Here is a 24,596-nt window from a genome sequence, read left to right on the forward strand (position 1 = left end):
TGATTAATGTTTTTAGTACATAGGGGGTATACTGTATGGAATTATTAGGAGACTCAGTACTGTATATCATCATGGCTTGTTGTGTAGCTGGAGGTTTAGCAAAGATTTTCAAAGAAGAATCGGAGCTAGCTAAATCTTTTGATGAAGGCTTACATACTATGGCAACGATGTTTATACCAATAGTAGGTCTTATGGTATCTGTTCCGTATCTAAAGGTCGGGGTAGAGAAAATATTTGGAAAGTTGTTTAGTATGTTTGGCGCAGACCCAGTGGTAGCAGCAGCTATGATTATGCCACCAGATTGCGGTTCATATGCTTTAGCTATAGAAATTGGGAAAACAAGTGAAATATTAGTGATAGTATTAGCAGTTGGATTTATGTGTGCATCGACAGTGGCATTTAATATTCCAATAGGACTTTCAATTTTAGATAAAAAAGATTACAAGTACCTAGCTTTAGGAGCTATGTCTGGATTTTTATCAGTACCTTTTGGAGTATTCACGTCATATATGGTTGCATTACTTACAAATCCTACAATACGTACAACACTTTCTACAGTAGGAAATTCTAATTATACTTTAAATTTAAGTATGCTAATGATTTTCCAAAATCTAATTCCTATTGTTGTGGTGTGTGTGTTGCTTGCATTAGGGTTAAAATTGTTCCCTAATGGAATGATAAAAGGATTCATGTATTTTGGAAAAGGTCTTACAAGCATATTAATAATAGTCGTAGTATCATCTATTGTTGAACACTATACAGGTATTTTCACTAAAGTATTTGGAAGTTGGGGATTTGACCCAATGTTTGCAGATGAGAAAGAAATGTTTAGGTCTATTGAGCTTCTAGGGAGTATTGCAATGATGCTTTGTGGAGCATTCCCAATGGTTTACCTTATACGTAAGTATTTTAAAAAGCCACTGGAAAAGCTTGGTTCAATAGCTGGGCTAGATAGTGCTGGTAGTGCTGGATTAGTTGCATGTATGGCAAATGGTATCGCAATTTTTGGACTAGTCAAAGATATGAAACCAACAAGTAAAGTAATATCTATGTCGTTTTTAGTTTGTGCAGGATATTCTTTAGGAGATTTTATAGCTTTCAATGTCAATTTCCAACCAAACTTGGTTATTGCAATACTTGTTGGTCAAATAGTAGGTGGAGTAATAGGTATAATATTTGCAAAATTAATTGCAGTTCCATACGTTCTTAAGATGGAAAAAGAAGATGAGGTAGATGAAGCTTAGAGTAAAATTGATAAAAAAATAACAAAAACAAAGAAAATTAAGGGGAGTAGTTATGATTAAATATAAAACAATAAATTCTTTAAAATCACCTAGATTTGCAGGAATTAAAACATTCATGAGATTACAAAATGTAGTTACAACAGACGATGTAGATTTTGCTGTTGTTGGTATACCATTTGATTCATGTGCTACATTTAGAGTTGGTGCTAGATTTGGTCCATCATCAATAAGAGAAATGTCAGTTCTAGGTTGTAAACCATATAATCCAGTTCTTGATGTTGGTATATTTGACTATTGTTCTGGGGTAGACTATGGTGATTTAGGCTCTGTACCAGGATATGTAGAAGATACATTTGATGTAATTACAGAGGGGATGTTACCTATCTTTGAAAATGGTGTAGTTCCAATAGCTATGGGAGGAGACCATAGTGTAACATTACCAGAATTAAGAGCTTGTCATAAGGTTCATGGACCAGTTGCTTTAATACACTTTGACTCTCATTATGATACAATAGCAGAATATTTTGGAAAGCCTTATAGTCATGGAACACCTTTCTACCATGCTGCTAAAGAAAATCTTGTTGATACATCTAAATCAATTCAAGTTGGAATAAGAGAAGGTTATTATGGTGAAGAAGATAAGTACCACTCAACTGATTTAGGGTATGAAGTTTTAAAAGCTGTTGAATGTCATAAGATGACTACAGAAGAAATAATAGAAAGAATTAAACAACGTGTTGGTGATTCAAAAGCATTCCTTACATTTGATATAGATTTTGTTGACCCAGCATATGCACCAGGGACAGGAACTCCTGTTATAGGCGGATTCTCATCTGCCCAAACATTAGAAATAATAAGAGGATTAAAGGAGTTAAATATAGTAGGCTATGACCTTGTTGAAGTTGCGCCACAATATGATGCTGGAAATGTTACTTCACTTACAGCTGCGGGTATAATGTATGAATTTATATCTCATATAGCTTATAAGAAAAAGCATAACATAAAGTATTAATATACAAGATTCTTGACTTTACTAAAATCCAATATTTACTAAAATAATGTCATAACGAAATATTGAAAGCTTAATAAAAGCTCCATAGATTGTTCTGTGGGGCTTTTGCTTAACAATTGTTTAATTTTAAATAAGTTTTTATAAAAGAGGAGATTAGATTGAATAATTTTGAAATAAAAACCAAAGTAAAATTTGGAGTAGGTTCTTTAGAATATTTACAAGAGATAAAAGATAAAAAAGTGTTGGTTATAACAGACCCTTTTATGGTTAAATCAAAAACTATAGATAAAATCTTAGTAAATTTAAAACACAGTACATATGAAGTATTTAGTAATATAGTACCAGACCCACCTATAGATACAGTAGTACAAGGCATAGAAGTATTAAAAAATATAAAGCCAGATACAGTAATAGCTTTAGGTGGAGGTTCTGCAATAGATGCAGCCAAAGCTATAAAGGATTTTTCAAAGCAAATTTTAAGAACTAATGAAATCGAATTTATTGCTATCCCAACAACAAGTGGAACTGGCTCAGAAGTAACATCATTTTCTGTAATCACAGATAAGCAAAAAGGTGCAAAGTATCCTCTAGTGTCAGATGAATTAATTCCAGACATAGCAATACTAGACCCAGAGTTGGTTAAAACAGTGCCAGATTTTATAACAGCAGATACTGGAATGGATGTTTTGACACATGCATTAGAAGCATATGTATCAGTAAATTCTAATGATTTTTCTGATGCACTTGCTGAAAAGGCAATAAAACTAGTATTTGAATATTTATTGAAAGCATATAAGGATGGAAATGATTTAGAGGCTAGAGAAAAAATGCATAATGCATCTTGTCTAGCTGGAATGGCATTTAATCAAGCATCATTAGGAATAAATCACTCCATAGCACATGTTCTAGGTGGAAAGTTTCATATACCACATGGAAGAGCAAATTCAATATTATTGCCACATGTAATAGAATACAATGCTAATATCACAGGATATTTAAATACAGACTACTCATTATCAGCAAAAAAATATACACAAATATCAAAGTTAATAGGACTGAGTACCTCAAATACAAGAAGTGGTGTAAAGAGTTTAGTTAATGAAATAAAGAAATTACAAAAAGAACTAAACATGCCAACTAAATTGAGAGAATGCAATGTAAGTTTTGAAGAACTAAGTAATTTACAGAGTGAAATAGCAGTTTTGGCTATTCAAGATGGATGTACTAATGCAAATCCTAAAGTTCCCATAGAAGAAGACATAATAGAAATACTAAATAAAATTAAGTAAAAATGTGATAAAAATTAGGGGGCAAAATTGAACGAAGAAACTAAACAAAGAATTATACAAGAATATGTTCCAGGAAAGCAAGTAACACTTGCTCATATAATAGCTAATCCAAATGAGGATATATACAAAAAGTTAGGATTAATACTAGATAGAAAAGATGCAATAGGTATTCTTACAATAACACCGAGTGAAGCTTCAATAATAGCAGCAGATGTAGCAACAAAATCATCAGATATAACGCTTGGATTTATAGATAGATTTAGTGGGTCTTTAGTAATATCTGGAGATGTGAGTTCTGTAGAATCTGCATTAAATGAAGTATTAGAAGTGTTAGGTGAGATGTTGAATTTTTCATCAACTAAGATAACGAGGACATAAAATGAAAAATATAATTTTTATGGGAAAAACAAGTAGTGGAAAGACGACTCTTTGCCAAAAACTAGATGAGCTAGAGATTAAATATAAGAAAACACAGTCAATAGAAATTTATAAAAATGCAATAGATACACCAGGTGAATATATGGAAAATAGAGCATTGTATAATGCTTTAATAACTACAGCTGTAGATGCTAAAGTAGTGGCTATAGTTTATGATGCAACTCAAGAAGAAAATTATATGGCACCAGGTTTTGCAAGTATATTTTGTAAAGAAACTATAGGCATTATGACTAAGATAAATAAATTAGATAAAAATCAAATAGATTTAGGAATAGAAAGATTAACGTTAGCAGGAGTCAATAAAATATTTAAAGTAGACACAATAGATGATGTAGGTATAGATGAATTATTTGAATATTTAAATGAGATAAGCTCATTGGAAGAAAAATATTGATAGTCTATAGAACAATCTAACTTCTTTGTTTAAGAAATACTTTTAAATTATGAGGTGAGAAAATGAGAGAAGAGTTATTAAGTGTTGGGATAGATATTGGGACAAGTACTACTCAACTAATATTTTCTAAATTGATAGTTGAAAACACTGCATCTAGTTTTTCAGTACCTAGGATAAGTATAATAGACAAAGAAATTGTATATAAAAGTGAAATATACTTTACACCTCTTATCTCCAACAATGAGATAAATGGAAATGAAATAAAAAACATAGTTGATAGTGAATATAAAAAAGCAAATATATCTAAAGAAGACATACATACAGGTGCAGTTATTATAACTGGAGAAACTGCAAGAAAAGAAAATGCAAATTATGTACTTCATAATTTAAGTGGGTTTGCAGGAGACTTTGTGGTGGCAACAGCAGGACCAGATTTAGAAAGTATCATATCTGGCAAAGGAGCAGGGGCCCATATTTATTCTAAAAATCATTCAACTAATGTTGTAAATTTAGATGTAGGTGGAGGAACTAGCAATTTAGCTTTATTTAGAAGAGGTGAAGTATTAGATACTGGCTGTCTAGATATAGGTGGGAGACTTATAAAAATAGACAAGCATAGTAAAAAAATAACTTATATATCACCTAAGATAGAAAAAATCATAAAAGATTATAATTTAGGTCTTCAAATAGGAACTATAGCAACCATAGAAAACACAAAGCCAATAATAGATATAATGGTTGATTTAATATTACAAAGTATAGGAATAAAAAAGAAAACGAGTCTATTTGAGTTTATGGTAACTAATAAATCTATAAACTTAAGTGAAAAGATAGATAACATATCTTTTTCTGGTGGGGTCGCTGATTATATCTACTATGATAAAAAAATAGATGAATATTTTAAATATGGAGACTTAGGTATTTTATTAGGGCAAGCGATAAAAAATTGTGATGAACTAAAAAAAATAAATGTAATAACTCCATTAGAAACTATTAGAGCTACAGTAGTAGGTGCTGGTTCTCATACTACTGAAGTAAGTGGAAGTACTATAACTTATACAAGTGAAGATTTTCCACTTAAAAACTTACCTGTTTTAAAACTATCACGAGAAGAAGAAACTAGCAATGAAAAGGCATTAAGTGAAAGTATAAAAAATAAGTTAAATTGGTTTAAGTTAGAAAATGACTTACAAAAAATTGTTATCGCTATAGAAGGAAGTAAAAATCCAAGCTTTTTAGAAATTCAAGAGTATGCACGTGGATTAGTGAGTGGTATGGAAGAAATTATAGAAAATGACTTGCCATTTGTAGTAATTATAGAAAATGACATGGCAAAAGTATTAGGACAATCTATTTGTGCAGTTTTAGATTACAAAAAAGATATTATTTGTATAGATAGTATTAATGTTGAAAATGGAGACTACATAGATATTGGAAAGCCAATAGCTGAAGGTAAGGTGTTACCTGTAGTAATAAAGACATTAGTTTTTAATTAAAAAAGGGGGTAAGGAGATGATTTTAAAGACAAAATTATTTGGGCGTACTTATCAGTTCAAAGGATTATATGATGTAATGGCAAAAGCAAATGAAGAAAAGTCTGGTGATAAGTTAGCTGGTCTTGCAGCTCAAAGTGCCGAAGAAAGAGTGGCAGCAAAAGTAGTTTTATCTCATATAAAATTAGAGGATATAAGAAACAGTCCCGCAGTTCCTTATGATGAAGATGAGGTCACAAGAATAATTCAAGATGGAGTAAATGAAAAAGTTTATAGTGAAATAAAGGACTGGACTGTTTCAGAACTTAGAGAGTGGCTATTAGATAGTGAAACAAGTAGTTTAGATATAAAAAGAGTTTCAAGAGGATTAACTTCAGAAATGATAGCAGCAGTTGCAAAGCTAATGTCAAATATGGACTTAGTTTATGCAGCAAAAAAAATTAAAGTTACAGCTCATTGTAATACAACAATAGGCGAAGAAGGTACTTTATCAGTTAGACTTCAACCAAATCATCCAACAGATGACCCAGATGGAATACTTGCATCACTTCTAGAAGGATTAACTTTTGGAATAGGTGATGCAGTACTAGGATTAAACCCAGTTGATGATTCAGTTGAAAGTGTAACTAAAGTATTAAAGAGATTTGAGGAAGTAAAACAAAAATATAAAATACCTACTCAGACTTGTGTGTTGGCACACGTTACAACACAAATGGAAGCTATAAGAAATGGTGCTCCAACAGATTTAATATTCCAATCAATAGCTGGTTCTGAAAAAGGAAATGAAGCTTTTGGATTTAATTCAGAAACTATTGAAGAAGCAAGAAATTTAGCTTTAAAGCATGGAACAGCTACTGGTCCAAATGTAATGTACTTTGAAACAGGGCAAGGCTCAGAGCTTTCTTCAGAAGCACATCATGGGATAGACCAAGTTACTATGGAAGCTAGATGTTATGGATTTGCTAAAAAGTTTGAGCCGTTTTTAGTAAACACAGTAGTTGGATTTATAGGGCCAGAGTATCTATATGATGCAAAGGAAGTAATGAGGGCAGGACTAGAAGACCACTTTATGGGTAAATTACATGGATTACCAATGGGTGTTGATGTTTGCTATACAAACCATATGAAAGCAGACCAAAATGATATGGAAAATTTAGCGATATTATTAACTACAGCTGGATGTACATATTTTATGGGCATACCTCATGGAGATGATGTAATGCTTAACTACCAAACTACAGGATACCATGAGACAGCATCACTTAGAGAAATGTTTGGACTTACAGGAATAAAAGAGTTTGATGCTTGGATGGAACAAATGGGCTTCTCTAAAGATGGTAAATTAACAGAAAAAGCTGGAGATGCATCAATATTATTAGGGTAGGAGGTCTTAAGTATGAATGAAAAAGATTTAAAAGCATTAGTAGAGCAGTTAGTAAATCAAATGGCTGGTCAAATTGATTCTAGTGTTGTAAATGAAGTTGTTGAAAATACAGTAGACAAAGTAAATAAAAGTACAATAGACGATGATGCTTGCATAGAAGATATAACGGAAGTAGATTTAAAAAAGCAATTATTAGTAAAAAATCCTAAGGATGCAGAAGCCTATTTAGATATGAAATCTAAAACTCCTGCAAGAATAGGTATAGGTAGATGTGGAGCTAGATATAAAACAGAAACAGTTTTAAGATTTAGAGCAGACCATGCTGCTGCACAAGATGCTGTTTTCTCTTATGTAGATGAAGATTTTGTGGAAAATAGCAACTTAATAAAAATAGAAACTTTATGTAAGGATAAAGATGAATTTTTAACTAGACCAGACCTTGGAAGAAAGTTTTCAAGTGAAACTATAAATTTTATAAAAACACAAATAGGAACAAATCAGAAGGTATTAATAATGGCAGGAGATGGACTAAGTTCAGCTGCTATAGAAGCCAATTCAAATGACTGTATTATGGCTATAAAGCAAGGTTTAAAGATGTATGGAATTGAAGTAGGAGATATTGTATTTGTTAAACATTGTAGAGTTGGGGCTATGGACCATTTAGGTGAAGAGTTAGACTGTGAAGTTGTATGTGTGTTAATTGGAGAAAGACCAGGTCTTGTTACAGCAGAATCTATGTCAGCATATCTTACATATAAGCCTAAAGTTGGTATAGCAGAAGCCAAGAGAACAGTGGTGTCAAACATCCATAAAGGTGGAACTACTGCTGTTGAAGCAGGTGCACATATAGCTGAACTTATAAAAACAATTTTAGATAAGAAAGCTTCTGGAATTGATTTAAAATAATAACTTAAAGGAGTACAAGTTATGAAAAATGATGTAATTCGTCCTAAAATACTGGGAATTAAAATGATTTCAAACATAAGTCCAGAAATGGCAAAAAAGTTAGAATTAAATTCTGACCATAAAAGTTTAGGGTTTATAACTGCTGATTGTGATGATGTGACATATACTGCCCTTGATGAAGCAACTAAAGCTTCAGAAGTTGATGTTGTATATGCAAAGTCAATGTATGCAGGTGCTACAAATGCTTCAACAAAACTTGCTGGTGAGGTATTAGGTATAATAGCAGGACCAAGCCCAGCTGAAGTAAGAAGTGGATTAAATGCAGTAGTTGATTTTATGGAATACGGAGCAACTTTTATAAGTGCAAATGATGATGATTCAATAGTATATTATGCTCACTGTGTATCTAGAACAGGAACATATCTTTCTAAAGTGGCAGGAATCAAAGAAGGAGAAGCCATAGCTTATTTAGTAGCACCACCTTTAGAAGCTATGTATGCACTAGATGCAGCATTAAAAGCAGCAGATGTAAGTCTATGTGAATTATTTGCACCTCCAACTGAAACAAACTTTGGTGGAGCATTACTTACAGGTTCTCAATCAGCTTGTAAAGCAGCTTGTGATGCTTTTGCTGAAGCTGTTAAATCTGTAGCTGATGACCCAACAAGGTTTTAAAGATAAATGAATGCTGTAGGTTTAATAGAAGTAATAGGATATGTTGCTGCAATAGAGGCATGTGATGCATGTGTAAAGTCTGCTAGTGTAAATATACTTAGCATTGAAAAAGTAGGAGCGGGAATAGTTACATTAACAATAGTTGGAGATGTAGGCGCAGTTAAATCAGCTATAGAAGCTGGAGAAGTAGCTGTAAACAAGGTTGGAGTATTAAGAGCAACTCATGTAATACCAAGGATACATAAAGAAGTAGCTGATAATTTATTTAAAAAAGAAGAAAGAATTACTCAGAAATATAATGAAGTTAGCGAAATACCAATCAAAGAAAATATGAAGATAGAAGAAAATGAAGATACAAATGTAGAAGCTTTAGAAGAAGATGTAAAAGTTGAAGAAAATGAAAATACAGAAACCTTAGAAGAAGACATAAAAATTGAAGAAAATGAAAATACAAATATAGAAACTTTAAATGAAGTAAAACCAGTAAAAGATGAGGTCACTAATAATAGAAATTTATTAAATATGAATATAAAAGAATTAAAAACTTTAGCTAGAGAATACGATTCTTCTTTGACTAATAAAGAATTAAATTCTTTGAGAAAAGAAGACCTAGTAGATTTAGTTTATAAATTGATTAGAGAGGATAAATAAAGATGGAAATTTTAGATAAAGATTTATTATCTATACAAGAAGTTAGAAATCTTGTAAAAAAAGCTAAAGAAGCTCAAGTTAAACTTTCCAGAATGAGCCAAGAACAAATAGATAAAATAGTTAAGTCAATGGCAGAGGCAGCATATGAAAATGCCGCTAAATTGGCTAAAATGGCCAATGAAGAAACTGGGTTTGGAAAATATGAAGATAAAATAGTTAAAAATACATTTGCATCTAAAATGTTATATGAAGCAATAAAAGATATGAAGACTATTGGGATAATAGGTGAAAATAAGGCAGAAAGAACGGTTGATATAGCTACACCAGTAGGAGTAGTAGCAGGGCTTATACCATCAACAAATCCAACATCAACAGTAATCTACAAAGCTATGATTTCTATAAAATCAGGAAATTCAATAATTTTCTCACCACATCCAAATGCAAAAAAATGTATACTTGAGACTATAAAAATAATAAGTGAGGCAGCTATAAAAGCAGGAAGTCCAGAGGATATTATATTAGGTATAACTAATCCCAGCCTTAAAGGTACTAATGAATTAATGAAGCATAAGGATACTAAACTTATTTTAGCAACTGGCGGAGAGGCTATGGTTAGAGCTGCTTATTCATCAGGAACACCTGCCATAGGAGTAGGACCAGGAAATGGACCAGCATTTATAGATAAGAGTGCAGATATTAAGTTAGCAGTTAAAAGAATATTAGATTCTAAAACTTTTGATAACGGTGTAATATGTGCATCTGAACAATCTATAATAGTAGAAAAATCTATGGAAGATATAATTGTTAATGAACTGAAAAATCAAGGGGCTTATTTCTTAAATGAAGAAGAAAGTGAAAAGCTGTCTAAATTTATATTAAGAGCAAATGGAACAATGAATCCTCAAATAGTTGGAAAGAGTGTAGAAACACTTGCTAAATTAGCTAATTTAAGTAATGTGCCAAGTTATGCTAAAGTACTTATAGCAAGAGAATCTAGAGTAGGAAATGATGTAGCTTATTCTAGAGAAAAACTGACTCCAATACTTGCATTTTATGTAGAGGAAAATATTGAATCTATTATGCAAAAATCTAGAGAGATACTTTTAAATGAAGGTGCTGGTCACACATTCTCAATGCATGCTAATGATGAGGAACTTGTAAAGAAATTTGCACTTAATATGCCAGTATCAAGAATAATAGTAAATGCACCATCTGCACTTGGAGGAATAGGTGGAGCAACAAACTTATCACCAGCTTTAACATTAGGGTGTGGAGCTATAGGTGGAAGTTCAACTTCAAATAATGTAGGACCATTAGACTTATTAAATATAAAGAAAATAGCCTATGGAGTTAAAGAAATAGAAGAACTTAGAGGTACAAATTCTAAAGTAGAAAAATCAATATTTGACTCTATGGATAGAGAAGAACTAATAAATGTATTAGTAAAAAAGATAGCTTTAGAGCTATGTTAGATTTTGAAAAACTAAAATAATTTTAAAAAATATTAATATAAAATTTTGGAGGTAAGCATTATGGCAAATGCAAACGCATTAGGGATGATAGAAACTAAAGGATTAGTAGGAGCAATAGAAGCAGCAGACGCAATGGTTAAGGCTGCCAATGTTCAATTAGTTGGAAAAGAGCAAGTAGGTGGAGGTTTAGTTACAGTAATGGTAAGAGGTGATGTTGGAGCTGTTAAAGCTGCTACAGATGCAGGTGCTTCTGCTGCGGAGAGAGTTGGAGATTTAGTATCTGTTCATGTTATACCAAGACCACACTTTGAAGTAGATGCTATATTACCAAAAGTAAATGTTGATTAATAAGTTTATATAGTAAATAAAATTTAAATTTGATAAAAAGGGGATGTCAATATATTTTGAGGGGTCCCCTTTTATACATCTAATAGGAGATGTGATAAGATGAGTGTTTTAACAGAAAATCAAATAAGAAAAGAAATGCGTGAAAATAAAGGGAATATAACTGAATATTACATTGAAAAAGGTCAAATTATAACTCCTTTAGCAAAGTCTTTTTTAGCCGAAAAAAAGATTGAAATAAAATATATTGATAATATTTCAAATGAAAATAATAAAAATAATAAGAATAAGAATAAGGAAGCTATAAAAGAAACAGTAAGAGAAGAATCTTATAAGTACAAAACTGTATTTGGAGCTAAGTTAAATGAAAAGCCAGAACATATGACTCATTTAAATGGAGATATATTAGTATTTAAAGACCATAAAAGGATAATTTTAAGGGGAAAGATAGACTCGTTAGAATCAAAAATACTAGAAGTTCAAGTTTTATGCAACAAAAAGAGTCTTGGAAAATTAGTAAATGAATTACAAGAAATATTAGAGTTTGTAAGGAAAATAATGAGATGTGAAGTGTTAGAAGAAAAATTAGATAGCTTTAAGCTTTTAGGTCTATCTGAAAAAGAGTTGAGAGAGCATTCTCATAATCCTAAAAAATATTTTGGTATAGGTCATGAATTTCCAACTTATAAAATGGGTGAAGAAGTAGTACTCATAAATAGTATAAGAACTAGTACTAGGGAAGCTGAACTCTGTGCATATGAAGCGTTTAAAGGTGAATATGGAGAAGTTGAGAGAGAAGATTTAATAAAAGCTCTTAATAGATTGTCATCAGTGTTCTGGATTATAATTTATAAAATAAGAACTGGACAATACCAGTAGTTGGGGGAAGTTTATGGAAAACCTATTAAATGAAATAGTAAAAGAAGTAGTAAGTAGAGTTAAAAAAGAAGTATTTATAGAAGTTGAAGCGTCAGGAAGACATGTACATTTAAGTGAAGAAGATGTAGAAAAATTATTTGGTAAAGGATATATATTAACAAAATTAAAAGATTTATCTCAACCAGGTCAATATGCTTGTAAAGAAAGAGTTACAATAATTGGACCAAAGGGTACATTAAAAAATGTTGTAGTTCTTGGACCTTGTAGAAAGAAAACACAAGTAGAAATATCACTAACAGATGGTTCCATATTAGGATTGAAGCCACCAATAAAGCAAAGTGGAGATTTAGAAGATACCTTAGGTATTAAAATAGCTACAGAAAAAGGAGAGATTGAACTTCAAAAAGGTCTTATGGTAGCAAAAAGACATATACACATGTCGATAGAAGATGCCAAAAAATTTAATGTGGGAGACAATGAGATAGTTGAAGTTAAAGTATTTGGTAAAAGACCTCTAATATTTGATGATGTAGTTGTTAGGGTTAGCGATAAGTTTAAAACTTATATGCACATAGATTACGATGAGGCAAATGCATGCGCATATTCAAAAGGAAGTATTGCAAGGATAATAAAGAGATAGCTATATATCTAGAAAGGAAAGCTTATGGATTACAACAATATTATAGAGATTATAGTAGAAGAACTTTACAAAAAAATAAATACTATGAATGCTGGATATATAGAAAATGAAAATAGAAAAAAAGTAATTATATTATATGAAAATGATAAAAGTAAATTTGACTTATTAAATGATAAGTTTAATATAGAAATGTTTGATAGTGCTACAAAAGATTGTGATGCAGTAATAGTATCAAAACTTTGTATGAGGGGTATTTGCAACTTAGCATTAGGAAATAGTTTTTCAAATGAAGAAAGATTTCTATTAAAAATGCTTATGAAAGGTAAGAAAGTATATGTGTTAGATGAAGGAATAGAATACAAACTCTATAAAGACACTGCACCTAAAGCACTATACAATAAATACAGAGCTTATGAAGAGGATATTTGTAGGTATGGAGTAAAGATTATAAAGAATTTAAATGAGATAACATTAAGTGAGGAAACGTTTAATAAAGAAATATTGAATAAAGAAATATTGAATGAAGAAATATTGAACGAAGAAAAAGTAAAAATAGATGATAATTTTAGCATAGATTTGACACAAAAAAGGCTTATATCTGAGTCTGATTTGAGAAAGCCTATGATAAGTGGAACTAAGGATATTATCGTAAGCAAAAATAGTATAATAACTCCATTAGCTATTGATTTTATAAGAATACATAATATAACAGTAAAAAGAATATAGTGGAGGAGACTTATGGAAATAGGAAAAATAGTTGGTAATGTATGGGCAACAAGAAAAGATGAAAAGTTAAATGGACAAAAATTCTTAGTTGTGAAACTATTAAATGCTAAAGATACATATAAAGAAGGTTTTTTAGTAGCAGCAGATAATGCAGGGGCAGGGAATGGAGATTTAGTTCTTATAACTAGAGGTTCTGCTGCTAGAACTTCAATAGAAAGACAGAGTGTTCCAATAGATGCAACTATAGTTGGTATAGTCGATTCTCTTGAATTTGCGGATGAATAACAAATGAGTAAAAGTATTGGTGATATAGAGATATAAGGTTAAGGAGGTAATAAGAGATGGATATAAGTACATTAAACAAAGATATGTTGGAAGTCTTAGTTAGACAAATAATAGAAGAAAATTTAAATGGTTCTAAAAATAATATAGATTTTAATAGACACAAAGATATAAGTGGAATAACTTCTATAAAATTACCAAGAGTAAAGGTAGATGAAAGTAATAGATTAGATACTGGTAATCCAAATGATATAGTTTATACAAAAGATTTAATTACTTTAGAAGAAAGTCCAAGACTAGGTTGTGGAATTATGGAAATGAAAGAAACAACTTTCGATTGGACCTTAAATTATGATGAAGTAGACTATATAATAGAAGGAACTTTAGACATATTAATCGATGGCAGAAAGATAACAGCATCTGAAGGGGAGCTAATACTCATACCAAAAGGAAGTAGTATAAAGTTTTCAGTACCTAATTATGCTAGGTTTATATATGTAACATACCCAGCAGATTGGGAATCACAAAAGTAATAAAAAGACTATGGAGAAAAGTAAGTAAAAAGGCTATGATAAGCTAACAATCATAGCCTTTATGTAATAGACTATATTTTTTTTACTGGAACTTGAATTTCCATAAGCGTTTCATTTAAGTAACTAGTAAGAGTCACATCTATTTTAAATATTTGATAAATATCGCCATTAAGGCATAGGTTGTGCTCACTCATATACTCTTTTATAAAATCAAAAGATGGATGGTATCTTTCAAGTTCATCACCATCATAATACATAGAAAGATATAACCCCCCTGGAACAAGTTTTTTTAAAGGGGACTGTATATCATCATCTTCTATGAATATAAATGGAGATAAAGGAATATAATCTTTAGATTCGTCTAAAATTAAATCATTACCATAAGCACCCACTCTATCACTTGCAACAATTGGAGCAATCTCATTTAAATGAGATTCCAATTCAGTTACAGCAAGAGCTAATTCATGAGGTCCACCAGTTGGTTTATCAAAGGTAATCATATATCTATCTGGAAGTGTAAGTTCTGTAATTGTATTTACTGGAGATAGAGAATCTAGTTGTTTTAAAAATTCAACCTTTTTATTTAATACCTTTTCAAGCTCTATTTTTTCTCTGATTTCTGAGTGAAGTGTTTCCTGGTATTTTTCAAAAATTTCAATAGATTTTTTGAAATTTCTGTCATTAAAATAACTTGTAATATCATTAATACACATTCCTAATTGTCTTAGTTCTTTTACAGTTCCTAACTCTTCATATTGAAGAATAGAGTAATATCTATATTTAGTATTAGGGTCTACATAGTTAGGTTTTATAAGATTTATTCTGTCGTAATATCTTAGTGTTTCACTTGTAAGGTTTCTAAGTTTTGCTAATTGGGTAATTGACAAAAGTTTATTATGCACAATATTTACCTCCTATTTTAAGCTAAAAATTTTTAAAAGGAAAGATAGGCTTTTAATAGACGTCATATAAGGTGTTTAAATAAACTTTTTAGGAAAATGTAAACTAATTTAATTTGATAATACTAAATTATATTAATTTTCTTAACATAATAATATCAAAAAATAGGCAAAAAGTGAAGTATAAAGAACTGATTTTCTATGACCATTTTTATGGGAAAGTAAATATTAATTGAAAGGTGAAGTGTTTGGTATCACTTAGGTTGTAACTAAGTAATTTATTTTATTAAAAAGCATACAATAATAATATTTTATATCAAAAAAGTAGGATTTAGTCAGCATTATTAATTTATATTAAAAAATATAAATTAAGTACTATGAAATTTCAATATTAGATGTAGCATAAAAATAATATTTAATATACAATAAAATATAAAAACACATATCCTAGAAAGAAGGTATAACATGGGAGAATTGAGAAAAATTCCTGGGGTAGGAAAGGAAACTGAAAAAGACCTAATAATGTTGGGATATACAACAATTGAATCCCTTAAAGATGCCAATCCAGAAGAGTTGTACCAAAAAGAATGCTTAATGAGTGGGCAACATATAGATAGATGTCAACTATATGTATACCGCTGTGCAATATATTTTGCATCAACAGAAAACCCAGACCCAGAAAAACTAAAGTGGTGGTATTGGAAAGACTAAAGAATAATTATGAAGGATTAAAGAATAATTATAAAAGACTAAAGAGTGATTATAAAAGAGTTAAATATCAGTTTTGAATAATAATTAAAACTATTATTTAGCTCCTTTATAATACCTCACTCATCATATGTATCTTAACATAATATGTATTTCAATCAATGAATTAAATTAATTAAGAGAATCATTTAAAGATTTTTCTTCAGATAGCCATTTTCTGCATTGTTCAATCTTTATTGTAGGGTCAAAACCTTGCTCTTTCCCCATATTTGAAAGCATATCACAAGGAAAAGTATCACATTCTCCACAATGATTAAGTTCTTTGCTTTCACAGCAAGTCTTAACCTTACATTCACCACCCCAAAATGGACCTTTCATTTGAGTACATCCTTTACAATTTACTTTCTCTTTTCTTGCACAACTGTTACAGAGTACACCACATCTTGATTCAAACATATAAACTCTCCTTTTCTAACACTTAAATATATTATAAAATTCTTTTAATTCTTCCTTTTCATCTGAAGATAATTGACTTTTTCTGATGCCTTGAATTGCACCTTCTAGTGAATATAGACGGTTAATACATGCAGAAGCATCAATAGATTTTATTTTTAACCATGCCTGCTTGCTACCTATTTCCTTTAACTGTTCATAGGTTGTGATTCCAACTTGGTTTAATTGACCTTCAACTACAGGACCTATATTTGGTAATTTAGAAAGTTCACCCATTATATCACTCCTTATATCTTAAATATTAAATAGAATTACCAATCATAGTTTATAACTACTGTTCAAAAAATTCCTTTGCATATTCTACAGTACCAGACACTTCTTTCAATCCATTGTCTAGTAGCTCTATAGCCATAAAATTTTCATCTGGCACTTCAAATGGAGCTTTTATATTAAACTTACTTGCTACTTGATAGCCAAACTTAGGATAATATTTGTCATGACCTAAAACTACACAACCTTTATATCCTTTTGACTTTGCAATTTTATGTCCTTCTTCAATTAACTTTGAACCTATTTTTTTGCCTTGGACACTTGGAAAAACTGCTACTGGTGCTAGTGCAAGTAGTACATCATTTTTAATCTTTATTTCTGTAAATAGAATATGCCCAACTATATCTCCATCATCTTCAGCAACAAGTGAAAGTTCTGGAACAAATCTAGTACTATTTCTTAATCGATTAACAAGGTTTTGTTCATCATGGTCAGAAGATTCTTCATTTGTAAATGCAGCTTTAATGACTTCATATACTTTATCTTTGTCACTGGCTTTTTCTTGTCTAATTATCATTTTAATTTATACTCCTGTGGATTAAATTTTTTTATCTGTTATATTAAAGCTAATTCTATTAAGGTTAATTCTAGAAAATGAAAATAGCAGTGTACTATAGCCTTATCAATAGTTTTATCACTTTTCATAATAAAATGCATTACACCAAGAATAGTTATATCCTCTAATTTTTAACCATTCAGGAAAGGAAATTTTTTTGCTACTTTCATCATATTGAAACCATAAGTAATATAATTCTTGATAGTATGTTTTTTCTTTTAAATATTCATCATAATAATCTAGGTTTCCTTTATATTTTGTAAGTAGTCTATCTAATTCTTCTAAATCTTCTTTAATATTTTTTTTAGGGTTTAGAATTACACTTTCTTGTATATGATGAGAAGCAAACCATAACTCATCTATATATTTATTTAATAATAGTTCGACAGATTTAATATCTGTGTCATCTAATTTTAAAGCATCTTTTAGCATATCCTCAGAAGAGTAGTATCTATATTTATCATAATTCTCTTTATTTAAAGAAATAAATAGATTTAATTGATATCCCCACCTAAGAAAAGGCATTTCTTTATTTAAAACAGCTTTTTCAACTATTGGAAAAATTAATTTGACCACTAAAGGTTGTTGAAATTCTTTTATGTTGTTTTTATCAAAACGCTCCTTACAAATATATGTAACAAAATGCTTTTGTTTATTTTCAGGTAATTTTAATATGTAGTCGATTAAAAAGTCTAGTTTTTTGTTTGCTAATTTCTTTAATCCTGTATTTCTTGTATTTGCATATTCATTCCAAAGTTCTGTTATTTTGCTATCTTCATAATCTATAGTGTTCATTTATTGCCTCCAAATTATATCAAAAATCTTTAAATAGAAGTATCAAGATTTAGTACATGTATAGATAGTTATACATTAATATTAATGTGTAAATATTCAGTTATATAAATATTATCGATAATTAAATACCAATATTGATATGTAAATATTAAGCTATTTAAACAGATATCAATTGAACAAAATTAAATTTACTTATATATCTTTTATATCTTTTTTATATAGATTAGATTTTTCATCATAACAAAATTGATTTGCTTCTAAAACTTTTATAGATGCTACATTCGTTCTTGTTTCCTCGATTATTGGGTCAGCTACAATACGAACGACGTTTTTATTTTCTTCAATAACTTTGTCAGAAATCAATTTTACCAACTGCTTTCCAATGCCTTTTCCCAACAGATTCTTTTCACCAATTAGATAGTCAATACCATACGTTCCATTGGGTTGTGGAATTTCTGAATCCTCAAGGGGACTTTGATTATAATTATAATATTGGCAAAAACCAATAGCTTTGTGTTCAGATTCAACAATGAAATGATGTATAAAGTTATATTCATTATTTCTACCTTTTATTTCATTTAACCAATCAGAAGCATCCCCAAACCATTTTACAATATATTCTTGATATAACCATGATTTAACCATCTCAATATCTTTTTCTTCTAATTTTCGTAATGAATAAATTACTCATTCACCTCACCAATTCTAATTTCTAATTGTATACTTTGCTAACATAATGCGGAAACTGTATAATGCTTTCCTTGACTTTAATATTTAAAAATTTATGTAATACTATATAAAGTAGAAGTTTATAGATTAAAGAACATCCAATATAATAACTCGTTGATTACAACTTTATCGGTTGTGATTTTTATATAATCTTACTACCATGTATCTGGAATAGAATTCCAAATTATGATTATAGTAGTAAGTAGAATTAATAAAGTAACTAAGGATGTAACTAATATTGGTTTATTTTTTTTAATAACACCTACAAGTATACCTGCTATGAGTATTAGTATTAATAAAAAGATTATTCCACTAAATGTAAGCATAGTTATATTTCCTCCTCATAAAATATAGGCAAGCTTTTTTATATTTTACCATACTACATCATGAAAGTCTTTTTTATTGATTAGATGGTCAAGAGGTGATTTGAATTATTTATCGTATATCCTTGATTTATTATAATACAATAGGATGACACCATCTTGTCATATATAATTTTATTGTAAGGCTAAGATATAACATCATTTTTTCTAAAGTTTCTCTTAGCGATTTCAGAAAATATTATAGTAGTGGCAAATGCAACACATATTGTAACTATAGTATCATTAACGTTTAAAGCAGATTGTTTTATAATACCCATAGCACTTCCTAACATAGAGTATGGGAAAAATATACCAATAGAAGGTTGTGCTATTAGTAAGCCCATTCCAAATAGAGAAAGGCAAAGACTGATACCAATAGGAGTAGCAAAACTTCTAATCTTTATAGATAGGTATAGTTGTATAGAAGCTATTGAAATGGAAATAATCCAACCCTTAACAATCCAGCCAGTGAGTTCATTAGGTACACTTTGGGAAAATCCAATCATATTTCCAGCAACTATGTAAAAAATAACGAAAGCAATTTTAGTGATAGCCGTAAGTATTGAAATAACTATAAGTTTAGATAAAAAAATGTTTTTTAAATTGATTGGAAGTGTCATTACATTATTCCAATTATGATTCATATGTTCAAGTCTGCAAACATAGGCACAAAAGATTGCTATTAATATAGGAAAGAAAAACTCACCATAAAATAGACTAACTTGAGTCCACAAGCTATACCATTCTTTCTTAAGGATATCTTGATTTAGATAAAAGTTTCCAGTACCAATTAGCACACTTAGAAGTGGTAAAGCCAATAATATATACCATATAAAAGAATTTTTTAACTTTAGGATTTCTCCCAAAACTGATTTTCTTAACATTTAAATCCCTCCTATATTTCCTTTTTTAATAAATGATTTTTTCCAATATAATAAATTAACATTCCAACAAAGAAGATTAAAACAGTCATTGAAAAATTCATATTTACTTTGTAAACTGATGAACCAAGGGCAGTGTCATAAGCATAATTTAGAGGCGTTAATTCTATGTAATAAGACCATATAAATAATCTACGAATACCTTGAAAAAATAGTCCTGATGTTAAACCTATAAAGCTACCTAACATACCAAGTGTAACAGCAAGCATTTGATTTTGGAATACAGTTGCAACCCATTGGTGCAGTGCTATTATAGCTATACTAACTAGTATCGTACCTAAGGTATATTTGATAATTAAGGACATAGAAAATGGTTCGATAAAGTCCTTAAAAGATGCAAAACCTAAAATAGCCAATATTTGTATAAGTATAGATAATGATATCAAAATAGTAGAGCATAAAAATTTAGAAAAATAAATACTATTTAAGGGTGTAGCAGAAGACTTTAAAAGTTTCCATGTATCTCCTTTATGCTCTATATCGCTTATTCGGGAAGTAATTATTGATATTAAGATAGGAAAAAATAATCCATTTAAACTTGTAAAACTCATAATCATGTATGAATATTCAAATCCACTTAGCATGTCTGGATTCTTTGTAAGAGCTCTACTTGAATTCATGATACACCATATTATTTCAACAGCTACAAATAAAAATGTCATCAAAATAATTTTCTTTCTTTTAATTTTATAAAATTCTAAACTAAGATATTTCATTATAAAGTCACCGCCTTGCCAGTAAGTTCAAGGAATATATCCTCTAAGCTCTTTTTATGTTCTTCTATTCTAAATACATCCATATTTGAATGTACAAGTATGTTATTTATTTTAGCTACATCTGTATCTTTTAAATTTTCAATAGTTAAATATCCATCTTGTATAAGTGACATATATCCTTGTGTATTTAAAAGTTTTTGAGCAGATATTGGATTTTGTGTTTTAATAGCAATATGACTTTGACCTTTATCATGAAGTTCTTTTATACTATCTTGAAAAACAAGTTCACCATGATTTATTATTCCTATTGATGTGGCGATTTGGTCAATTTCACTTAGAAGATGACTAGAAATAAGAACTGTCATGCCATATTTTTCTGGAAGAGATTTTATTAGTTCTCTAATTTCTTCAATTCCAGCTGGGTCAAGTCCATTTGTAGGTTCATCAAGTATCAATAGTTTTGGAAACTTCATTATTGCCATGGCAATGCCAAGGCGTTGTTTCATACCTAGTGAATATTGACTGACCTTCTTATTTTTCTGATTTTCTAGTCTTACTATTTTTAAGGCTTCATGTATATTTTTTTTAGGTAAATCTAATAGTCTTTGCATAATAGTCATATTTTCAAGCCCTGTCAAGTGTCCATAATATGATGGAGATTCTATCAATGAGCCAATATCATTTAAAATTGATATTCTGTTTTTATCATTTAACTCTTTACCTAAAATACTAATATTTCCTTGTGTAGGTTTTGCAAGTCCAAGTAGCATTTTAAGAGTAGTAGATTTACCAGCACCATTAGGGCCTAAAAAGCCATATACAGCTCCTTTTGGTACTCTAAGGTCTAAGTCTTTTACTCTAAATATTTTATTGTATTCTTTTGAAAGTCTGTTTGTTTTAACTATCATTTCCATATGTTTTATCCTCTTTTCTATAATTTAGTATGAATTTTTATGACTTACATATAGTAGTGTTTGTAGCTTATATTAATACAATAAAGTACTTACATTTCAGATAGCTGAAGTTTACCTTACGATAACCTTAAATAGTCTATTGGGGTAAAGTTATAAAAATGGGTATATGATATACTTATGGAGGGTGATAATTATGGAAACAATAAAGGATAAAAAAATACTTGTGGTTGATGACCATAAAGAATTATTAAAAATGATAGATGAAATCTTAAGAAAAGATGGATTTAATAGAATTTTTCTAGCCTCTAGTTATGAAGAAGCTGTGAAAGTATTTAAAAATATAAAACCAGACTGTGCAATTTTAGATGTAGTATTGCCAGATGGAGATGGATTTTCTATTATGAGAAAAATTAGAGAGACGTCTAAGATACCAGTTATTTTTCTTTCTGCAAGAGGAGAGGATGAAGATAGATTGATTGGTTTGGGTTTAGGAGCTGATGATTATATAGTAAAGCCATTTTTACCTAAAGAACTTACTTTAAGGTTAATAGGTATACTAAATCGTGTATATATTCCTATGAAGGAAGAGGAGTTGCCAGTATTTAAACTAGGAGATTTTGTTGTCGTAAATTTAAATACTGCATGTGTAAAAAAAGATGGACAAGAAATATCTTTAACTGCTAAAGAACATTCCCTGCTTTTAAAGTTGTATGAAAATAAAGGGCGAATTGTTACTAGTGATGCACTATGTCAAGCTATATGGGGAGATGACATGTATGGGTATGAAAATACTCTTATGGTACATGTTAGGAGAGTTAGAGAAAAGATAGAGGAAGCACCATCTTCTCCTAAGCATCTTCTTACAGTAAGAGGGCTTGGATATAAATTAATTGTTAATTGATTTATGCCATAGGAAGATTTCAAGAGGAGTGATTTAACTTTGGATAGTGTAAAATATATATTGAGGCGATTTATAGGTTCAAGCATCTTGATTTCATTATTTCTAATTATCTTAAACATAACAGGATTTTTGATATTTTCATACGTAACCTTTATATATCCATACTTGGGAGAATCGGATATAAGCACTAGCAGAGAGACTAAAGCAAATTTAATGATGCTTGAAGAAAAGTTAACCTCAAAAGATGGTAAATTTGTTTTGGATGAATCTAGCAAAGATGTGTTACATAAAAATCAAGCTTGGGCGATGTTAATTGATGATAATGGGGACAGAATATGGGAGTATGATTTACCCAAAGAAATACCAAAGCATTATACTTTAACGGATGTAGCTAAATTTTCAAAATTCTTTTTAAAAGACTATCCTGTGTATGTATGGGAGCATCCTGAGGGGCTTCTAGTTACAGGATATCCAAAAGACAAGTATACTAGGTTTAACCTTACTTATACCATTAGAGAAATAGAGCAATTTCCAAGGTTAATATTAGTTATGCTTTTGCTTAATGCAATAATTACTTTTTTAATAGCTTTGTTCATAGGATTAAAAATGGTAAAATCTATAAAGCCAATTATTACAGGGATGAAGCTTATTTCAAAGGGCGAGCCAGTATTTCTTCAAGAAAAGGGAATACTTAGTGATATTTCAAAATCTATTAACTCTGTATCTAGAGAATTACAGGAAAAAAATGCAAAGCTTAGAAAAAGAGAAGAAGCTAGGTCTAATTGGATTGCAGGAATATCTCATGATATAAGAACACCACTTTCAATGATAATAGGATATGCTGGAGAGCTTGAGGAAAGTAAAAATCTTTCTCAAAGAGAACATGAGCAAGTATCTATTATATGTAATCAAGGTATTAAGATTAGGGAATTAGTAAGCGACCTTAACTTAGTCTCTAAATTGGAATACAATATGCAACCATTGGATTGTGGTAAAATTAGAGTTTCTGTTTTCTTGAGAGAGGTTGTTTCTGATTTTATAAATAATAATTTGGATAATAACTTTTATATTGAGATTAATATATTGGATGAAGATATTATTATAGATGCAGATAAAAAGTTATTAAAAAGAGCTATTAGCAATTTGATACAAAATAGTATAACTCACAATCAACATGGGTGTAATATAAATGTAGTTTCAAGGTCTGATTTAGATTTTTGTTATATAACTATTGAAGATGATGGAAAAGGTATGAGCAAAGATAAAATTAGTTATTTATTGAATAATCAATATAATTTGAGTGATGCATATGCTAAAGGTCAGAATCATGGTCTGGGTCTTTTAATAGTAGCAGGTATTATAAACGCACATAAAGGTAAATTAAATATCACAAGTGATGATTGTCATGGTCTAAAAATAACTTTAAAATTACCACTAGCAAAGTAAAATTTTATGATAAAATAATAAATAAGCGTGAACAATGAAAATATTTTGAAAATAATTTTATTATTTATTGACAAAAATGTTCTATCGTAGTAGAATAAATATAAATTCTTTTCTTGTCAAGTTTTATTAAATAAAATAGTAACTTTTGCTTTATGCGCTTAGAGCTAAGTTACTCATGGTATCAAAATTTTCATAGGAATAATATATTTTGGAATTATTGTAAGACTGTTAAACTCTTTAAATAGTTCCCTTTTTTTTAATATTTTTCAATAATACTTAAAATATTATTGACAAAAATATTCTACTAAAATAGAATTATAATATAGTAGTTTTTAATTTTGAGAAGAAGATAACCAGATTTTAAGAGCAGATTTAATTAGAAGAACTTTTATGTAATTATTAGAGGAATATTTTATTAGAACCTTGTATTTAGAGCGAAAGAGCATCTTAAATAGACATTTTTTGACCATATAAACTCTACTA

General features: G+C 29.7%; 30 protein-coding genes. 20 read left to right on the forward strand and 10 right to left on the reverse strand.

The genetic code is table 11. The features are described from left to right. The first annotated feature begins 35 nt into the window (after positions 1-35). From IC758_RS03525 to IC758_RS03605, 17 genes are all read left to right on the forward strand, one after another. On the forward strand, positions 36-1,244 hold the full coding sequence (locus IC758_RS03525) for an ethanolamine utilization protein EutH (protein ID WP_227831329.1): 1,209 nt from the start codon (positions 36-38) through the stop codon (positions 1,242-1,244). A gap of 52 nt (positions 1,245-1,296) precedes the next feature. Then, complete coding sequence (gene speB, locus IC758_RS03530) at positions 1,297-2,256, forward strand: agmatinase (RefSeq protein ID WP_227824673.1); 960 nt, start codon at positions 1,297-1,299, stop codon at positions 2,254-2,256. 158 nt (positions 2,257-2,414) lie between these two features. Beyond that, on the forward strand, positions 2,415-3,545 hold the full coding sequence (locus IC758_RS03535) for a 1-propanol dehydrogenase PduQ (protein ID WP_227831328.1): 1,131 nt from the start codon (positions 2,415-2,417) through the stop codon (positions 3,543-3,545). 27 nt (positions 3,546-3,572) lie between these two features. Then, positions 3,573-3,923 (forward strand): ethanolamine utilization microcompartment protein EutS, encoded by a 351-nt coding sequence (gene eutS, locus IC758_RS03540; protein ID WP_227824675.1) that lies wholly within the window; start codon positions 3,573-3,575, stop codon positions 3,921-3,923. Between the two features lies 1 nt (position 3,924). After that, the gene (locus IC758_RS03545; RefSeq protein ID WP_227834767.1) at positions 3,925-4,377 is read left to right on the forward strand and encodes a EutP/PduV family microcompartment system protein; all 453 of its coding nucleotides are present in this window, start codon (positions 3,925-3,927) and stop codon (positions 4,375-4,377) included. 62 nt (positions 4,378-4,439) lie between these two features. Then, the gene (gene eutA, locus IC758_RS03550) at positions 4,440-5,873 is read left to right on the forward strand and encodes an ethanolamine ammonia-lyase reactivating factor EutA (RefSeq protein WP_227860761.1); all 1,434 of its coding nucleotides are present in this window, start codon (positions 4,440-4,442) and stop codon (positions 5,871-5,873) included. 16 nt (positions 5,874-5,889) lie between these two features. Further along, on the forward strand, positions 5,890-7,254 hold the full coding sequence (locus IC758_RS03555) for an ethanolamine ammonia-lyase subunit EutB (protein WP_227824678.1): 1,365 nt from the start codon (positions 5,890-5,892) through the stop codon (positions 7,252-7,254). A 12-nt stretch (positions 7,255-7,266) separates the two neighbouring features. Beyond that, on the forward strand, positions 7,267-8,160 hold the full coding sequence (gene eutC / locus IC758_RS03560; RefSeq protein ID WP_227834765.1) for an ethanolamine ammonia-lyase subunit EutC: 894 nt from the start codon (positions 7,267-7,269) through the stop codon (positions 8,158-8,160). 21 nt (positions 8,161-8,181) lie between these two features. After that, positions 8,182-8,835 (forward strand): ethanolamine utilization microcompartment protein EutL, encoded by a 654-nt coding sequence (gene eutL / locus IC758_RS03565; RefSeq protein ID WP_227834764.1) that lies wholly within the window; start codon positions 8,182-8,184, stop codon positions 8,833-8,835. A 6-nt stretch (positions 8,836-8,841) separates the two neighbouring features. Beyond that, positions 8,842-9,486, forward strand: coding sequence for a BMC domain-containing protein (locus IC758_RS21120; protein WP_285891629.1), 645 nt, complete (start codon positions 8,842-8,844; stop codon positions 9,484-9,486). A gap of 2 nt (positions 9,487-9,488) precedes the next feature. Next, entirely contained in the window at positions 9,489-10,958 is a 1,470-nt protein-coding gene (locus IC758_RS03575) for an acetaldehyde dehydrogenase (acetylating) (protein WP_227834763.1), read from the forward strand. Between the two features lie 60 nt (positions 10,959-11,018). Then, positions 11,019-11,306, forward strand: a complete 288-nt coding sequence (locus IC758_RS03580) for a BMC domain-containing protein (protein WP_227824682.1) — start codon at positions 11,019-11,021, stop codon at positions 11,304-11,306. Between the two features lie 99 nt (positions 11,307-11,405). Beyond that, a complete protein-coding gene (locus IC758_RS03585; RefSeq protein ID WP_227834762.1) occupies positions 11,406-12,182 on the forward strand; it encodes a cobalamin adenosyltransferase in 777 nt (258 codons plus the stop codon). A 13-nt stretch (positions 12,183-12,195) separates the two neighbouring features. After that, positions 12,196-12,822: an ethanolamine utilization phosphate acetyltransferase EutD gene (gene eutD, locus IC758_RS03590; protein WP_227834761.1), complete on the forward strand. Its 627-nt coding sequence runs from the start codon at positions 12,196-12,198 to the stop codon at positions 12,820-12,822. 24 nt (positions 12,823-12,846) lie between these two features. Then, positions 12,847-13,548 carry a TIGR02536 family ethanolamine utilization protein gene (locus IC758_RS03595; protein WP_227834760.1) on the forward strand — a complete coding sequence of 234 codons (702 nt, stop codon included), beginning with the start codon at positions 12,847-12,849 and terminating at the stop codon, positions 13,546-13,548. A 12-nt stretch (positions 13,549-13,560) separates the two neighbouring features. Further along, the gene (locus IC758_RS03600) at positions 13,561-13,833 is read left to right on the forward strand and encodes a EutN/CcmL family microcompartment protein (protein WP_227824686.1); all 273 of its coding nucleotides are present in this window, start codon (positions 13,561-13,563) and stop codon (positions 13,831-13,833) included. Positions 13,834-13,889: 56 nt separating this feature from the next. Then, positions 13,890-14,363: a cupin domain-containing protein gene (locus IC758_RS03605; RefSeq protein WP_227834759.1), complete on the forward strand. Its 474-nt coding sequence runs from the start codon at positions 13,890-13,892 to the stop codon at positions 14,361-14,363. Between the two features lie 71 nt (positions 14,364-14,434). Here the strand turns inward: IC758_RS03605 and IC758_RS03610 are convergent, their stop codons facing one another. Next, positions 14,435-15,265 (reverse strand): MerR family transcriptional regulator, encoded by an 831-nt coding sequence (locus IC758_RS03610; RefSeq protein ID WP_227835886.1) that lies wholly within the window; start codon positions 15,263-15,265, stop codon positions 14,435-14,437. Between the two features lie 462 nt (positions 15,266-15,727). On the opposite strand from IC758_RS03610, the gene IC758_RS03615 reads away from it, so the two are divergent. Beyond that, the gene (locus IC758_RS03615; RefSeq protein WP_227433517.1) at positions 15,728-15,973 is read left to right on the forward strand and encodes a helix-hairpin-helix domain-containing protein; all 246 of its coding nucleotides are present in this window, start codon (positions 15,728-15,730) and stop codon (positions 15,971-15,973) included. Between the two features lie 168 nt (positions 15,974-16,141). Here IC758_RS03615 and IC758_RS03620 read toward each other — a convergent pair whose 3' ends face one another. The 9 genes from IC758_RS03620 to IC758_RS03660 all read right to left on the reverse strand — a co-directional run bounded on the left by IC758_RS03620 (position 16,142) and on the right by IC758_RS03660 (position 21,766). After that, the gene (locus IC758_RS03620) at positions 16,142-16,426 is read right to left on the reverse strand and encodes a DUF3795 domain-containing protein (RefSeq protein ID WP_227831318.1); all 285 of its coding nucleotides are present in this window, start codon (positions 16,424-16,426) and stop codon (positions 16,142-16,144) included. 15 nt (positions 16,427-16,441) lie between these two features. Further along, the gene (locus IC758_RS03625) at positions 16,442-16,699 is read right to left on the reverse strand and encodes a TfoX/Sxy family protein (protein WP_227433515.1); all 258 of its coding nucleotides are present in this window, start codon (positions 16,697-16,699) and stop codon (positions 16,442-16,444) included. A 55-nt stretch (positions 16,700-16,754) separates the two neighbouring features. Next, the gene (locus IC758_RS03630) at positions 16,755-17,270 is read right to left on the reverse strand and encodes a GNAT family N-acetyltransferase (RefSeq protein ID WP_413927700.1); all 516 of its coding nucleotides are present in this window, start codon (positions 17,268-17,270) and stop codon (positions 16,755-16,757) included. A 117-nt stretch (positions 17,271-17,387) separates the two neighbouring features. After that, the gene (locus IC758_RS03635; protein ID WP_227860762.1) at positions 17,388-18,104 is read right to left on the reverse strand and encodes a hypothetical protein; all 717 of its coding nucleotides are present in this window, start codon (positions 18,102-18,104) and stop codon (positions 17,388-17,390) included. A gap of 192 nt (positions 18,105-18,296) precedes the next feature. Then, positions 18,297-18,749 carry a GNAT family N-acetyltransferase gene (locus IC758_RS03640; protein ID WP_255630951.1) on the reverse strand — a complete coding sequence of 151 codons (453 nt, stop codon included), beginning with the start codon at positions 18,747-18,749 and terminating at the stop codon, positions 18,297-18,299. 239 nt (positions 18,750-18,988) lie between these two features. Next, positions 18,989-19,159, reverse strand: coding sequence for a hypothetical protein (locus IC758_RS03645; protein ID WP_227835887.1), 171 nt, complete (start codon positions 19,157-19,159; stop codon positions 18,989-18,991). A 182-nt stretch (positions 19,160-19,341) separates the two neighbouring features. Further along, on the reverse strand, positions 19,342-20,079 hold the full coding sequence (locus tag IC758_RS03650; protein ID WP_227860763.1) for an ABC transporter permease: 738 nt from the start codon (positions 20,077-20,079) through the stop codon (positions 19,342-19,344). A gap of 11 nt (positions 20,080-20,090) precedes the next feature. Beyond that, positions 20,091-20,852 carry an ABC transporter permease gene (locus tag IC758_RS03655; protein ID WP_227433511.1) on the reverse strand — a complete coding sequence of 254 codons (762 nt, stop codon included), beginning with the start codon at positions 20,850-20,852 and terminating at the stop codon, positions 20,091-20,093. Next, positions 20,852-21,766, reverse strand: a complete 915-nt coding sequence (locus IC758_RS03660) for an ABC transporter ATP-binding protein (protein ID WP_227433510.1) — start codon at positions 21,764-21,766, stop codon at positions 20,852-20,854. The genes IC758_RS03655 and IC758_RS03660 overlap by 1 nt, the downstream gene beginning before the upstream one ends. Before the next feature lie 193 nt (positions 21,767-21,959). Between IC758_RS03660 and IC758_RS03665 the strand changes: the two genes are divergently transcribed. Together IC758_RS03665 and IC758_RS03670 are read left to right on the forward strand one after the other, a co-directional pair. Continuing rightward, positions 21,960-22,667 (forward strand): response regulator transcription factor, encoded by a 708-nt coding sequence (locus tag IC758_RS03665; protein WP_227824693.1) that lies wholly within the window; start codon positions 21,960-21,962, stop codon positions 22,665-22,667. Between the two features lie 39 nt (positions 22,668-22,706). After that, positions 22,707-24,113 (forward strand): sensor histidine kinase, encoded by a 1,407-nt coding sequence (locus IC758_RS03670; protein ID WP_227845518.1) that lies wholly within the window; start codon positions 22,707-22,709, stop codon positions 24,111-24,113. Positions 24,114-24,596 lie beyond the last annotated feature (483 nt).

It is taken from the genome of Clostridioides sp. ES-W-0016-02 (assembly GCF_020641035.1).
In the GTDB taxonomy this organism is placed as follows: domain Bacteria; phylum Bacillota; class Clostridia; order Peptostreptococcales; family Peptostreptococcaceae; genus Clostridioides.

Coding starts and splice junctions, on each gene's coding strand:
- IC758_RS21120 (WP_285891629.1), top strand. CDS start 8,842: ATGAATGCTGTAGGTTTAATAGAAGTAATAGGATATGTTGCTGCAATA.
- IC758_RS03660 (WP_227433510.1), bottom strand. CDS start 21,766: ATGGAAATGATAGTTAAAACAAACAGACTTTCAAAAGAATACAATAAA.
- IC758_RS03545 (WP_227834767.1), top strand. CDS start 3,925: ATGAAAAATATAATTTTTATGGGAAAAACAAGTAGTGGAAAGACGACT.
- eutL (WP_227834764.1), top strand. CDS start 8,182: ATGAAAAATGATGTAATTCGTCCTAAAATACTGGGAATTAAAATGATT.
- IC758_RS03615 (WP_227433517.1), top strand. CDS start 15,728: ATGGGAGAATTGAGAAAAATTCCTGGGGTAGGAAAGGAAACTGAAAAA.
- IC758_RS03645 (WP_227835887.1), bottom strand. CDS start 19,159: ATGCTTACATTTAGTGGAATAATCTTTTTATTAATACTAATACTCATA.
- eutD (WP_227834761.1), top strand. CDS start 12,196: ATGGAAAACCTATTAAATGAAATAGTAAAAGAAGTAGTAAGTAGAGTT.
- IC758_RS03650 (WP_227860763.1), bottom strand. CDS start 20,079: ATGTTAAGAAAATCAGTTTTGGGAGAAATCCTAAAGTTAAAAAATTCT.
- IC758_RS03605 (WP_227834759.1), top strand. CDS start 13,890: ATGGATATAAGTACATTAAACAAAGATATGTTGGAAGTCTTAGTTAGA.
- eutA (WP_227860761.1), top strand. CDS start 4,440: ATGAGAGAAGAGTTATTAAGTGTTGGGATAGATATTGGGACAAGTACT.
- IC758_RS03620 (WP_227831318.1), bottom strand. CDS start 16,426: ATGTTTGAATCAAGATGTGGTGTACTCTGTAACAGTTGTGCAAGAAAA.
- IC758_RS03595 (WP_227834760.1), top strand. CDS start 12,847: ATGGATTACAACAATATTATAGAGATTATAGTAGAAGAACTTTACAAA.
- IC758_RS03625 (WP_227433515.1), bottom strand. CDS start 16,699: ATGGGTGAACTTTCTAAATTACCAAATATAGGTCCTGTAGTTGAAGGT.
- IC758_RS03630 (WP_413927700.1), bottom strand. CDS start 17,270: ATGATAATTAGACAAGAAAAAGCCAGTGACAAAGATAAAGTATATGAA.
- eutC (WP_227834765.1), top strand. CDS start 7,267: ATGAATGAAAAAGATTTAAAAGCATTAGTAGAGCAGTTAGTAAATCAA.
- IC758_RS03640 (WP_255630951.1), bottom strand. CDS start 18,749: ATGGTTAAATCATGGTTATATCAAGAATATATTGTAAAATGGTTTGGG.
- IC758_RS03600 (WP_227824686.1), top strand. CDS start 13,561: ATGGAAATAGGAAAAATAGTTGGTAATGTATGGGCAACAAGAAAAGAT.
- IC758_RS03585 (WP_227834762.1), top strand. CDS start 11,406: ATGAGTGTTTTAACAGAAAATCAAATAAGAAAAGAAATGCGTGAAAAT.
- IC758_RS03580 (WP_227824682.1), top strand. CDS start 11,019: ATGGCAAATGCAAACGCATTAGGGATGATAGAAACTAAAGGATTAGTA.
- speB (WP_227824673.1), top strand. CDS start 1,297: ATGATTAAATATAAAACAATAAATTCTTTAAAATCACCTAGATTTGCA.
- IC758_RS03555 (WP_227824678.1), top strand. CDS start 5,890: ATGATTTTAAAGACAAAATTATTTGGGCGTACTTATCAGTTCAAAGGA.
- IC758_RS03665 (WP_227824693.1), top strand. CDS start 21,960: ATGGAAACAATAAAGGATAAAAAAATACTTGTGGTTGATGACCATAAA.
- IC758_RS03525 (WP_227831329.1), top strand. CDS start 36: ATGGAATTATTAGGAGACTCAGTACTGTATATCATCATGGCTTGTTGT.
- IC758_RS03575 (WP_227834763.1), top strand. CDS start 9,489: ATGGAAATTTTAGATAAAGATTTATTATCTATACAAGAAGTTAGAAAT.
- IC758_RS03635 (WP_227860762.1), bottom strand. CDS start 18,104: ATGAACACTATAGATTATGAAGATAGCAAAATAACAGAACTTTGGAAT.
- IC758_RS03655 (WP_227433511.1), bottom strand. CDS start 20,852: ATGAAATATCTTAGTTTAGAATTTTATAAAATTAAAAGAAAGAAAATT.